Here is a 12,473-nt window from a genome sequence, read left to right on the forward strand (position 1 = left end):
AGGATATGGACCGCATACTTGAAGCGGATGTCGTGGTCGTAGGTGGGGGACCCGCCGGAATCAATGCGGCGCTGGCAAGCGGAAGATTGGGTGCCAAGACGATTCTGGTCGAACGCTATGGCTTTCTCGGCGGGATGTCTACAGCTGCCTTGGTGTACCCTTGGATGACGTTTCATACGGAGAGTGGAGAGCAGGTGATCAAGGGTATCGCCCAGGAAATCGTGGAACGGCTGCAGGAGCTCGGCGGCTCTCCGGGGCATCTGCGGGATACAGTGGGCTTCGTTCATACCGTCACGCCGTACCATCCTGAAATCTACAAGCTTCTGGCAGTCGAAATGCTGAAGGAAGCAGGAGTCAAGCTGCTTGTGCACAGCTTTGTTGACGAGGCTGTCGTCGTAGGTGACAGGATCAAAGCGATCCAGATCACGACCAAATCCGGCAAGTACGAGATTCGCGGAAATATCTTCGTCGATGCCTCTGGCGATGCGGATGTGGCGTATTTGTCTGGAGCGCCGACGTATCAGGGCAGGGAAAGCGACGGACGCACGCAGCCGATGACGATGAAGTTTCGGATGCGCGGGGTGGATTTGGAGCAGGTCAAAGCGTACATGCTGGCTCACCCGGAGGATTTCTACCACAAGACGCCGTTTGCAGAGCTTAACGAGATACCGCTGACAGGTGTCCAAGGCTTTTACACGCAGTGGAAGGCATCAGGGGTACCGATCAACCGCGATCAGGTTCTCTTTTTCAGCGGTCCGGAAAAGGATGAGGTACTGATCAACTGCACGCGCGTCCAAGGACTGGATGGTACGGATGTGGAGGATTTGACGGAGGCGGAGGAGATCGGGAGACGCCAGGTTTTGATGATGTCCGAATTTTTGAAAAGCAACATCGCGGGGTTTTCTGGGGCCTCTATCTCAGCAGTCGGAACGCAGATCGGCATTCGGGAAACGCGCCGAATCGCAGGAGCGTACAGCCTGACGATCGAGGACGTGGTGCAGGGACGGAAATTCGCTGACGTGATCGCACGCAGCGGCTATCCTGTCGACATCCATGATCCATCCGGAAAAGGCGTGATCGCAGCGGATATCGAGGGGGACGGCGCTTACGACATTCCCTATCGCTGTCTGCTGCCGGAAAAGATCGAAAACCTGCTCGCGGCAGGGAGGTGCATTTCGACCACGCATGAGGCGCTGGCGACGACGAGGCTCACTCCGAGCTGCATGGCTACCGGTCAGGCAGCAGGTACGGCGGCAGCCATCGCTCATCTGGATGGAACGATTCCGCGAAAGATTGACGTATCCAAGCTGCAGCTAGAATTGCAAAAAGCAAATGCCGTTCTGTAAGTCGTTAGTAACTTTCGTTCACTAGGAAGGGAGTCGAAACGATGAAGAAGTGGAGATTTGTAATTTCTACGGTTGCCATGGCAACACTGCTGACAGGAATGCTGCCGTTTGGGCAAATGAATGCGGCACAGGCAAAATCCTCGTCCAAGCCGATTGCTAAAATCGCGTTGGTGCCACTGGATGATCGGCCCGTCAATACGTACTTTCCGCAGATGACCGCGAAGGCGGGAGGAGTGGAGACGATCATGCCGGATGAAGACATGCTCGGTCATTTCACAACCCCGGGAGATGGGGAGGAGATTGGCGACTGGCTGCTCGACCAGGCAGACAAAGTCGATGGCTCGGTCATTTCCGTCAGCATGCTCGCATACGGGGGACTTGTGGCATCGCGTACCGCCGATCAATCGTACGAGGATGCGCTGTCCAATATCAAGGCGATCAAGCGGCTGAAAGCCAAGAAGCCGAAGAAGCCGATCTACGTATTCGACACGATTCAGCGGCTGGCGGTGACCGCTACCGATCCCGAGACACTGAAATATTACGATCAGATCCGGGAGTGGGCCATTCTCTATGACGAAGTACACAACCTCGGGATGACGGAAAAAGAGGATCGTCTGGAAGAGCTGGAGGAGCTCATCCCTGAAGCTGTGCTGCAGGATTATCTGGATGCCCGTGAACGCAATCACAAAATCAATTCCTTGCTCATCGATTGGGTCAAGGACGGAACCATCGATTACCTCGTGCTTGCTCAGGATGACGCAGCTCCACACGGATTGCACCGCGCAGAACGAGAAGCGTTGGTGGAAAAAGCAGAGGACCTCGGTGTCGAGGATCGCACAGCGGTGTTTCCTGGAGCCGATGAAGTAGGAACCGTGCTCGTCAGCCGTCTGTCACTCGATCAACTCGGCATCCATCCCAAAGTAGCTGTCGAGTATTCGGGCATAGACGGCAGCGACTGGACGGCGCCGTTTGAAGATACGACGTTTGACGAGAGCGTGGACATGCATATCGTTGCGGCAGGTGGCAAGGCGGTACGTGATGCGGATGATGCGGATCTCGTCCTGATGGTGAATACGCCATCGGAACCAGTTGAGAGCAAAGCCGACCGCAGGGAAGCGCTGGATGATTTTGTCGACGCGATCAACGACCACCTCGAGGACGGGAAGCGAGTCGCCGTGACAGATGTGACGATTACGAACAAGGCAGACCCCGATCTCATCGAGCGTCTGCAGGACGATGTGAAGCTGCCAGCCCTTCTCTCCTATACCGGATGGGGCACAGCGGGGAACAACATGGGCAGCGCCTTGGGCCAAGCTCTTCAGCGCACCGCCTTTTTGGAAAAGGGAAATCAGTTCGGCGTGCCGTTGACGGTGGATGCGGCTGAGGCACACGTGAATCTGCTGCTCTCCTCGTTTGTCAACGATCACAACTACCGGAACGAAGTCATGGCAGATGCCCGGGCTTTGGTCAAGGAATTGGGTGGAAATGAATGGGGACTTGGCGACGACTTTGAGGAAGTGAACGATTTCGTCGTGGAGGAGCTCGCACCCGAGGTAGAGGATTGGTATGAGAACTACTTCGCGGATCAAACCATCGACATCGGCAAGCGCGGCAACCACACGTTCACAGGAAAACTCACAAGTCTCGATGACGTAGAAATTGTCCTGCCTTGGGAGCGGTTGTTTGAAGTATTTATTCAACCGGAAATCACAGTCGAGAGACAGTAACCAAATATACGAACAGGTACGCCATCTGGACAGGTGGCGGCCTTTTTTTGTTGTTCAGAAGCTTACCACAATCTTCAGAAAATCTTTACCTGCGATTCATCGAATAAAAGTCAACGGCGAGTAGAGTGAAAGAGAAGGGATCAGTACCTTGCGGCAAAAGCAAAGGGGGAGATCAAATGGAGCAGGCAGCGAAGCGTGTAGAACAGCATCACGCATCTCTGGAAGTGAAATTGGCTGATCGCGACGAGGAACGCCAGCAAGTATGGGAGCTGCGGTACGCCGCCTTTATCGAAGCGAATGGGCTCGCAGACGGGCATGCTGGGAAAAGGCTGGATCGGGATCGTTTTGACGACTGGTGCGACCATTTGATCGTCAAGGAAGTAGGTACGGAACGAGTCGTTGGGACATATCGTCTCCTGCCTGGGAAAAAGGCAGGGACAAACGGCGGATTTTACTCGGAAACGTTATTTGACCTAAGCCACTCCTCACTCCCTCGTACACGCATGCTGGAGCTTGGCAGAAGCTGTGTAGATCCAGCTTACCGCAACGGCAGAGTCATTCAATTGCTGTGGGAGGGGATCGCGGACTATGTGAACCTGCATGGCTATGACTATCTGGTTGGCTGCGCGAGCCTTCGCGAAGCAGATCATGAACAGCTGAGCCGCATTCATGCTTTGCTGAAGCGCTTTGCCTTTCTTACCGAGCGATATCGCGTGCACCCGCATCCGTCCTCGAGGCAAACGGGACTGCGGCCGATAGATGCAGAGGAGAGCCAAAAGCAGATGTATCGCCTTCTTCCTCCTTTAATGAAAGGCTACCTTTGGCTGGGCGCCGAGCTTGCGGAGGAGCCTGCGTACGATCCCATTCTGAGAAGTACGGATTACTTTGTCGTCCTCGATCAAAAGCAAATCACGGAAAAGTACCGTCGTCGGTTTCTGGATAAATAAACAGAAAAAAGGAGAGGGTGGTCGCCATGTACCGTTGGATTGGATGGTTGACACGACCAGATCGGCTGCACTTGCTCGGCAAGCTGTTAGCCTGGATTCCCCCTCCCTTTTTGCTGGCTCTCTTTTTCGGAGTATCTCATGTATTGGCTCGTTTTGGCGGGACTGTTAGCCAACGGGTTAAAGACAATATGAGCGCGGTATTAGGCACACAAGCACCTGTGCTAAGACTGCGCAGACAGTATTTTTACCAGGTATGCCTTACCCTCTATGAATTGCTGTTTGTCAGCCACCGCTTGCCCAAGCAAGGCTTCAAACGCTTTTATCCGGAAGGCGAAGAGCATCTGCAATCCGCCTTGCAGAAAGGCAAGGGAGCGATTGTGTATGCACCGCATATCGGAAATTTCTTTTTCGCTTACTGGTATTTAAGCCAGCGTTACCCGAGCTTGGCAGTGGTGACCGCACAAAGCGCCGAGCTGAGGCCGCTGTATCTCATTTTCCAGAAGCTCGGCTGCGAGGGGCTGGACTATGACGAGACACCGCCTTTGGTCATGCTGCGGAAGCTGCGGAGGCATTTGTCCCAAAATGGGGTGGTCTTTCTCTTGGGAGACTTTTCGCGGCCGGATTTTCCACCCGGGCACATGTTTGGAAGGAAGACGCCGCTGCCACGTGGAGCAGCTATGCTGGCATTGGAGGGGAATGCTCCAGTCATACCGTTTTATTGTCGCAGAAAAAAAGGATTTGCACACCAGCTCACCTTTTTCGCTCCTCTCAACTTGCATGAGCAGTATGAAAAAAACCAAACCGCAGAAGCGATGGAGCAGCTCTACACCTTTTTGGAGGATGCCGTGAGAGCGGTGCCCGAGGAATGGCTCTACTGGTTTTATGTGGATGAAAGATGGACGACCGAAGAACATCATGCTGGGGAGGTATCGTAATGGATACAGGAAGCCATCTTCTGTTGGGCGTTACATTGGCTGGACTGGCGCACGCGACCGGATTTGTCGGTACGGATCCAGCGGTGGGTCAGGCGCTGATGATCGCCACTGTGGTCGGATCGCATGCACCGGATTTTGATACGGTAGCCAGATTGCGAGGCATTTCCTCCTACATCCGTTTTCATCGGGGTATCACTCATTCCATCCCCGCCCTGTTTCTCTGGCCGCTCATCATCAGCGTCCCGCTCGCTTGGGGGTTCGATGTGATGGGACAGCTCGCCACACTTTATTTCTGGACGTGGATCGCAGTCGTTTTCCATGTCTTTCTCGATATGCTCAATGCGTATGGTGTTCAATGCATCCGGCCGTTGAACCGCCGCTGGGTTCACATGGATGTGCTGGCAATCTTTGAACCGTTTGTGTTTGCGCTGCATGTGGCTGCAGCTGTCTGGTGGCTAGGCTTTGGAGGAGATGCCGCGATGCTCTTTCCTGCGGCGTATGGCATGACGTTCCTCTACATTGGGGTGCGAGCCTGGCAGCATGCCCGGTTAGTCAAGCGCGTAGCCTCGGCTCTGGATACAAAGGGAGTCTGCCACGTCATTCCCAGCTTCCATCCCTTTCATTGGCGCTTTGTCGTAGAGACGGACGATCGGTTCTACACAGGAAAGATTGAGTATACCCATGTGCTTCTGGAAGAGATTTATCCCAAGCAGCAGCGCAACGATATTATTCAGGCGACGGTCGGGGTCGATGGGGTGCGCGCTTTTCTCGGGTTTGCCCAGCGCATTCACGTCACATGGAAAGAGTGCCAGGACGGCTATGAGGTCGTGTGGAGCGATGTGCGTTTCTGGTACAACCGCAAGCTGCCCTTTGGGGTGGATGTCCGGCTGGACCACAATCTCAACGTAGTGCATCATCGCCTGGGATGGCGCAAAAAAGCGTGGGATCCCCCCTATGTCTAAGGGATTCCACGCTTTGACTCAGCTTTATCGCGCTAATGCAGGGAACAGCTCGATCAATTCCTGCTGCAAGCCTTGGCTGATTGGGCTCATTGGCAGGCGCAGGGTATCCGAAGACAAAATGCCTTGCTGGGTCAAAATCCACTTGATCGGTGCTGGATTCGACTCTTGGAAAAGCTTTTGAATCATCGGTACGAGGGAATCGAACTTCGTTTGCGCCTGAGCAAAATCACCTTGCTTGGCAAGCTCATACACTTCCACGAATTTTTCAGTTTGAATCATGGAAGAAGCGAGAATACCACCTGTTGCTCCGTGCTGCATCATGGACAGGAACAGGACATCATCCCCGCACAGGACTGGTTTCGTATCTCCTTTGGTAAGCTCGTGAAGGAGGTCGAGATTGCCTGTGCTGTCTTTGATTCCGATCACGCCATCTAGATCCAGGACGGCTTTTACCGTATCCGCACTCAAGCGTAGACCTGTACGATGAGGGACTTCGTAGGCGATGACTGGAACGCCTACTTGAGATGCCCGACGATAATGTTCGATGACACCTGCATGAGGTGGGCGGTTGTAGTACGGTGTGACGATGAGGACGGCATCGGCTCCCAGCTCGCCCGCAAGCTCAGTCCGCTTTACGGTCGAAACCGTGCTGTTGGTACCCGTACCGATGATAAGAGGAAGCTGCTTGCCGCTTTCTTGTACAACCTCTTTGGTCGCTTGGAAAAGCTGGACAACTTCTTCCCAGGATACGGTCGGAGATTCGCCAGTCGTTCCGTTTACGATGATGCCTTGAATGTTATGTTGTAAAAGCTCCTGAACATGCTTGCGGTAAGAGTTCAGATCCAGCTCTTCATTTGGCAAAAAGGGCGTGATGACGGGTGCATAAATGCCATGCAAATCGCGTGCTTGTAACAATGTGTGTTCCTCCCCGTTATTCTTGATGTAAGTACTTTACCATAGCATTCGTTATCAGCGTTATCTATAATAAGTGATAGGTAATATCAATAATTTTGAAGTGGTGACGATATGGATCTCACTTATTTTCAGACATTTCGCGAGGTTGCCTATCATCAGAGCTTTACAAAAGCAGCTGGCGAGCTGGGCTATGCCCAATCCAGTGTGACGATGCAAATCCAGAAGCTCGAGCAGTCGTACGGCGTCAAGCTGTTTGAGCGGTACGGAAAAAGCCTGCGCCTTACCTCCGCGGGGGAAGAGCTGCTGAAAATCGCCGTTCAGATGCTGAATTTGTATCAGCAATCCAAGGAAACGCTGACTTTGCAGGGGGGAGGAACGCTGACGATCGGAACCATCGATTCGCTGGCTTCCTACTACCTCCCCGCCATGATCCAGCATCTGCGGCAAAAGTATCCGACATTGACAATCAGACTGCAGCCCGACCGGGAGACCGCCATCGTCGAGAAGGTGAGAGAAGGGGATTATGACATCGGGCTTCTGCTCGAGAGCAAGCCCTCCGACCCGACACTCGAATGGGTGAAGATCAGGGAGGAGCCGCTTGTGCTCTTGGCGAGTCCCGATCATCCGTTAGCTGCTTTTGGGACGATCACCCTGGACCATTTGAGCGACATCGAGTGGATCATGACGGAAGCAAGCTGCAACTATCGGATCATGCTGGAGCGGGTACTGCAGGAACAGAAGGTACCTTACCGCGTGGGACTTGAGCTGGGCAATCCGGAAGCGATCAAGCGCTGTCTGATCACAGGCTCCGGTATTGCACTGCTTCCGCTCATGGCAGCAAACGAGGAGATTCAACGCGGAGAGCTGGCGGCCCTTCCCTTTCAGCATCCCGACATTCGCTTGGACCTGCAAATCGTGATGCGCCCGAAGAAGTGGATGTCTCATTCCTTGCAGGATTTTATCGAGCTGCTGCATTAGCGAAAGGAAATACTATTTTGATCAAGAAGACAGGCCAGTCGGTCACAGAGATGTTCGGCTGGCTTTTTTGTACGGCAAGATTTTGCAAGATTCTCGGCCAGTTAAGGCTCTGCCAAAAGGTTTGGCGGAGCCAAGTTTTTTAATGTCGCTGCGCAAAAGTCTCTATACGAAATGAAAAGCTCATGGTAATATAAAACAAAAATGTTCGATGGTGATCGAATGGATAAAATGTATTCAATAAAAATCGAATGGTCAACGGCCTATGAATGTATCGTGAGCCTGTATGCGTATCTGCAGGAAAAGGAGAGAAAGCATTATCAGCTCGACAGCGAGTGGAAGGAAAAAACGGCAAGGCTGCTGCCGCCTGATTTCGCAAAGGAGCTGGAGGACGAACGATGGGAAGTGCTGCATCGCTTGGTGCTTCTGGTCGCACAGTCGCCGCAGAAAGGTTCCGTCGAGCAATTTCTCGATTGGCTAGCGCAGGTGCCTCCAGGAGAAATCTATGAGCGCATGGCACCGTGGGTCGATTCGATTCCCTTGAATTTGGGGGAGATCCGGGACCATAGCTTGTATTTGCTCACGCGCTGGAACGAGCATTATTTCTCCAAGGTAGAGGCTAGCATTTTGGAGAGGCTGGAGGAAAGCACACGCCAGCTGACGGAACAGCTCGGGCAAAAGTCCCCCATGGAGCTGATCGATCAGGTAACGAACGGCATCTGGCTGGAGCCGACGGCGGATTTGCAGCAGGTGGTCTTGATTCCTCAATTCCATTGCGCTCCGCTGTCTGTCTTGGATTTCTACCGGGGGATGGCGACGTGCTTGTATCCGGTAGACGATTCCACAGCCGTCCTGCAAAAATTACTGCCGATCACCCAGTGCTTGTCGGATGAAAAGCGGCTAGGACTTTTGCGTATCGTGGCAGAGAGACCAAGCACGTTGACGGAGCTGACCCAGCAAATAGGGCTTGCGAAAAGCACGGTGCACCATCATGTGACTGCCTTGCGCAGAGCGGGCCTGATCCGCGCTCATTACACCGGAAGCACGACGATCTCCTACTACAGCCTGCGAGAATCGTTTATCGATCAGCTTCCAAGCTTGCTGCATGCTTTTCTGGGAAAAGGGGACGAAGCCTAAATGAACCAACTGCGGAAGTATTGGCATGCGTATCATCCAGTCGTTCATCTGCTGATGGCAGGGACCGTGTTTGTCGGTCTCACCCAGGCGATGAGCATGCCGTTTCTAGCGATTTATTTGAGTGAAACGACGACGCTTGGACCCGCGTACATCGGGATGATTGCGGGAGCTGGACCACTGGCAGGCACCGTCGGCGGTTTTCTCGGGGGGATCTTGTCTGACCTGTTTGGCAGACGGAAGCTGATGATTCTCTCGATGCTGGTCATGGCAGCTGCTTTTGCCGCATTCGTAGTCGTCAGTCATCCCCTCGCTCTGCTGGTGGTCAGTCTCGTAAAAGGGCTGGCGGGATCGTTCTACGGGACGGTGTCCAAAGCGATGATGGGGGATTTGACGCCAGCAGACCAGAGGTTTCGGGTCTTTTCCAACCGATATTTGGCGAATAACCTGGGTGTCGCGATTGGACCGATGCTCGGGGCGTTTCTCGGGATTGCCGGCAGCGGTACAGCTTTTCTGATGACCGCCCTTTCCTATGTGCTGTTTGCCATTCTATTAGGCGTCGCCTGCAAGCGGTACGCGGTAGGAGATGGGCAGGGGGAAGCAGCGGAAGAGAAGCCGGGGCTTCGGCAAATGTGGAAGGTGCTCAGCCGGGATACGGCTCTATTGGCTTTTGTCTTTGGCGGCATTCTGCTGGTCACGGTTCACGGACAAATGTCGGTTACGCTGTCGCAATATTTGCGGGAGCATGTAGTAGAAGGCGTAGCTCTTTTTGGCATGATGATGAGTGCAAACGGGTTTACCGTATTGCTTCTGCAGATTCCACTGACGAGATTGGTAGAGAGGTATACGCTGTTTGCGAGAATTGCAGGCGGAGCGCTGCTGATGGTTGCCGGGGAAATGGGCTTTGCCTTTTTGACAGGGTGGACCTTCATGGTGGCTGCCATGGTCGTGTTTACGATCGGGGAGATTTTAATCGTGCCCGCGGAGTACGCCCAGATCGATCAGATCAGTCCGGCCAATATGCGCGGAACCTACTACGGCGCGCAGAGCTTCAGTGAGCTGGGGAGCTTCCTCGGTCCATGGGTAGGGGGAATGATCCTGTCCGCTTACGGAGGACCTGCGATGTTTCTGGTTATGGCTGGCATTGCCCTGTTCAGCCTGGTGTTTTACAAGCTAGGCAGCGTCATTTACGAAAGGAAAAAATTGTATACCATATACGGCAATTCTATGGAAAAACAAGGATAAGAGGGCTGGAATCGCTCGTAAAACAGCCCTAGAACGGCAAAAACAGCCTCCCTCCTGGAAGGATTTTCTACATAAAACCTTGAGAAAACCTGAGAAATCCCGAATAAACCATATTTTCAGAAAATAATTGTATACAATAAGCCAAACACCTATTTTTCGCGCGCATATTGTGCTACAATTTTTTTGGACAGACCTAATCTAATGGTGCAGGGGGGATGCAGATGATCACTATGTCACATGTTGTGTATGCAATTGTTACAGTCGCTGTCATTATTGTCATGTTGTTCCGGCGCGGTGTTGTCATTCCATCTTTAATCGGTACGTTTTTGGTAGGCTGGATTTTCAAAGGGGATGTGATCAGTGGCTTCCAAGCCGTGTACAACGCCAATCTTACGGCAGCAAAAGAACTGTTTACAATCTTTTTGATCATTACCTTCATGGTGGCGTTATTGGCGTCGCTGCGGGATATTGGAGCAGACCGCAGAATGATTCGCCCGATCCAGAAGCTGATGATCAACGGACATGTGGCGTTTTTTGTGCTTGCTATCGTTACGTATGTGATCTCCTTGTTTTTCTGGCCCACTCCTGCTGTGCCGCTTATCGGCGCATTGCTTTTTCCTGCAGCGATTCGTGTCGGTCTCCCTCCGATGGCTGCTGCGATGGCAGTCGCACTGGCGGGTCAAGGGATGGCGCTATCCTCCGACTACATCATGCAAGTAGCTCCGATGCTAAGCGCAAAAGGAGCAGGAGTAGAAACAGGAATGGTCGCAGACAAAGCGATGGTACTGTCGCTAATTACAGGCGGCGTGTCTATTGCCGTCGCCTACCTCATGCACCGCAAGGCTATCCGCAGGGCTGACGCACCCCTCGTACAAAACCAAGTCGTAGAGTTTCGATCAGCGGAAGAAACGCCAGAATTTGCGCAGGCTGCGGCGGCAGTAGAAACCCTCCCGCCAAATATTCTGAAATGGTCGAAGATTTTCGCGGTTCTGGTCCCTCTGTCCATGCTGGGTGTCATGATTGTGATGGCAGCGAGTAAATTCGGATCGAGTATGGGGGGCTTCGAAGGGGGGGACGGGGCAGCTTTCATCGGTGGGGTAGCTGTGATCCTATTGATTCTGTCCTGTACGGTATTTTCGAAGATTGCTGCGTTGGATAAGATCAGTGACCATCTGACGGAAGGCTTTGTGTTTGCCTTTAAAGCCATGGGGCCAGTGATTCCAATCGCAGGATTTTTCTTCCTGGGAAATGCAGATTTTTCGAAGAGCATCCTCTCGCTAGGTGAGTCGGTTCCTGCCCCCGCGATTTTGTATGATTTGGTCATGTCCGTCCAATACGCGATTCCGGCAAACGGGTTCCTGACTTCATTTGGCATCCTGATTATCGGGATCATCGCGGGATTGGAAGGATCGGGATTCTCCGGACTTCCGTTGACAGGCTCGCTCTCTGGTGCACTGGGTCCGACTGTGGGCATCGATCCTTCTACGCTGGCAGCGATCGGGCAAATGGGCTCGGTCTGGTCCGGAGGCGGAACCTTGATCGCATGGTCTTCCCTGGTTGCAGTAGCCGGCTTTGCCGGAGTATCCGTCATTGATCTGGCACGGAAAAACTTTATCCCTGTCGTCTTGGGATTATCGATTGCCACAATCGCGGCTCTCTTTCTCTGGTAGCTGCAGGGCTATCGTCCAGAGGCGGCTCAGAAGCAAGCTTGGGAAGGATTTCTTGGACGGCTCTTGCCAGGATCCGGGTAACGACTCCGGACATTTCCTGCACAAAGGTGAGACTCGTGTGCTCCAGCACTTTGTGATTTAGCGGTCCGTAGTTGTTAATGATTCCTTTGAGATGAATATGGCCGATGGGAGGCAGCTGCTTATCGAGGCTGACTCCTGGCTGCAAAGGCTCTTCCACGACCTGGAGCGTACCGATTTTGTAAAATTGCCCGAGGCAGGCATCAACGGCGATCACGTAGGCACGCGTATGCTTCTGGGAGATGTGGGAAAGCGTCTTTTGCATATTGAGGGCGTGCACGGGATTGTCCAGCGTTCCGTAAATATGAACGTGCCGCTGTCCCTTCAGCTGTTGGAGAAGCTGACTGCCAACCATCGGTCCTAAGGAATCACCGGAATAGCGATTGGTACCAATGCAGACGATCACGATCTCGGTATACCCGGGATTGTTTACGTAATGTTGGATTAAGGCGTCAGATAAAGAAGCCACTGATTTTTTATCTAGGTAGTGGCAATAATGCAGCATGCGATTCACCTGCTTTCTTCCTTACTTAATTGTA

General features: G+C 53.0%; 11 protein-coding genes. 9 read left to right on the forward strand and 2 right to left on the reverse strand.

Annotated features, from left to right (window positions below; translation table 11 throughout):
• Positions 1–5: 5 nt before the first annotated feature.
• The 5 genes from EDM59_RS13775 (at position 6) to EDM59_RS13795 (ending at position 5,917) form a co-directional block, all read left to right on the forward strand.
• Positions 6–1,346: an FAD-dependent oxidoreductase gene (locus tag EDM59_RS13775; protein ID WP_122924134.1), complete on the forward strand. Its 1,341-nt coding sequence runs from the start codon at positions 6–8 to the stop codon at positions 1,344–1,346.
• Between the two features lie 41 nt (positions 1,347–1,387).
• A complete protein-coding gene (locus EDM59_RS13780; RefSeq protein ID WP_122924135.1) occupies positions 1,388–3,073 on the forward strand; it encodes a DUF4127 family protein in 1,686 nt (561 codons plus the stop codon).
• A gap of 176 nt (positions 3,074–3,249) precedes the next feature.
• Entirely contained in the window at positions 3,250–4,020 is a 771-nt protein-coding gene (locus EDM59_RS13785) for a GNAT family N-acetyltransferase (protein WP_122924136.1), read from the forward strand.
• A gap of 26 nt (positions 4,021–4,046) precedes the next feature.
• Positions 4,047–4,955: a lysophospholipid acyltransferase family protein gene (locus EDM59_RS13790; protein WP_122924137.1), complete on the forward strand. Its 909-nt coding sequence runs from the start codon at positions 4,047–4,049 to the stop codon at positions 4,953–4,955.
• Entirely contained in the window at positions 4,955–5,917 is a 963-nt protein-coding gene (locus EDM59_RS13795) for a metal-dependent hydrolase (protein ID WP_122924138.1), read from the forward strand. The genes EDM59_RS13790 and EDM59_RS13795 overlap by 1 nt, the downstream gene beginning before the upstream one ends.
• Positions 5,918–5,941: 24 nt before the next feature.
• On the opposite strand, the gene dapA is transcribed toward EDM59_RS13795, so the two are convergent.
• Positions 5,942–6,832, reverse strand: coding sequence for a 4-hydroxy-tetrahydrodipicolinate synthase (gene dapA, locus EDM59_RS13800; protein ID WP_122924139.1), 891 nt, complete (start codon positions 6,830–6,832; stop codon positions 5,942–5,944).
• A gap of 111 nt (positions 6,833–6,943) precedes the next feature.
• On the opposite strand from dapA, the gene EDM59_RS13805 reads away from it, so the two are divergent.
• From EDM59_RS13805 to EDM59_RS13820, 4 genes are all read left to right on the forward strand, one after another.
• On the forward strand, positions 6,944–7,810 hold the full coding sequence (locus tag EDM59_RS13805; protein WP_122924140.1) for a LysR family transcriptional regulator: 867 nt from the start codon (positions 6,944–6,946) through the stop codon (positions 7,808–7,810).
• Between the two features lie 219 nt (positions 7,811–8,029).
• A complete protein-coding gene (locus EDM59_RS13810) occupies positions 8,030–8,944 on the forward strand; it encodes an ArsR/SmtB family transcription factor (protein ID WP_122924141.1) in 915 nt (304 codons plus the stop codon).
• Complete coding sequence (locus EDM59_RS13815; RefSeq protein ID WP_122924142.1) at positions 8,945–10,186, forward strand: MDR family MFS transporter; 1,242 nt, start codon at positions 8,945–8,947, stop codon at positions 10,184–10,186.
• A gap of 215 nt (positions 10,187–10,401) precedes the next feature.
• On the forward strand, positions 10,402–11,856 hold the full coding sequence (locus EDM59_RS13820) for a hypothetical protein (RefSeq protein WP_122924143.1): 1,455 nt from the start codon (positions 10,402–10,404) through the stop codon (positions 11,854–11,856).
• Here EDM59_RS13820 and yyaC read toward each other — a convergent pair.
• A complete protein-coding gene (gene yyaC, locus EDM59_RS13825) occupies positions 11,798–12,439 on the reverse strand; it encodes a spore protease YyaC (RefSeq protein ID WP_246011102.1) in 642 nt (213 codons plus the stop codon). The genes EDM59_RS13820 and yyaC overlap by 59 nt on opposite strands.
• Positions 12,440–12,473: the final 34 nt, after the last annotated feature.

The organism is Brevibacillus nitrificans, assembly GCF_003710965.1.
GTDB classification, from domain to species: Bacteria; Bacillota; Bacilli; order Brevibacillales; family Brevibacillaceae; genus Brevibacillus; species Brevibacillus centrosporus.

What these genes read in the sequence shown, in the direction of transcription:
- EDM59_RS13775 (WP_122924134.1), top strand. Translation starts at nt 6, where the DNA reads ATGGACCGCATACTTGAAGCGGATGTCGTGGTCGTAGGTGGGGGACCC.
- EDM59_RS13780 (WP_122924135.1), top strand. Translation starts at nt 1,388, where the DNA reads ATGAAGAAGTGGAGATTTGTAATTTCTACGGTTGCCATGGCAACACTG.
- EDM59_RS13785 (WP_122924136.1), top strand. Translation starts at nt 3,250, where the DNA reads ATGGAGCAGGCAGCGAAGCGTGTAGAACAGCATCACGCATCTCTGGAA.
- EDM59_RS13790 (WP_122924137.1), top strand. Translation starts at nt 4,047, where the DNA reads ATGTACCGTTGGATTGGATGGTTGACACGACCAGATCGGCTGCACTTG.
- EDM59_RS13795 (WP_122924138.1), top strand. Translation starts at nt 4,955, where the DNA reads ATGGATACAGGAAGCCATCTTCTGTTGGGCGTTACATTGGCTGGACTG.
- EDM59_RS13805 (WP_122924140.1), top strand. Translation starts at nt 6,944, where the DNA reads ATGGATCTCACTTATTTTCAGACATTTCGCGAGGTTGCCTATCATCAG.
- EDM59_RS13810 (WP_122924141.1), top strand. Translation starts at nt 8,030, where the DNA reads ATGGATAAAATGTATTCAATAAAAATCGAATGGTCAACGGCCTATGAA.
- EDM59_RS13815 (WP_122924142.1), top strand. Translation starts at nt 8,945, where the DNA reads ATGAACCAACTGCGGAAGTATTGGCATGCGTATCATCCAGTCGTTCAT.
- EDM59_RS13820 (WP_122924143.1), top strand. Translation starts at nt 10,402, where the DNA reads ATGCAGATGATCACTATGTCACATGTTGTGTATGCAATTGTTACAGTC.
- yyaC (WP_246011102.1), bottom strand. Translation starts at nt 12,439, where the DNA reads ATGCTGCATTATTGCCACTACCTAGATAAAAAATCAGTGGCTTCTTTA.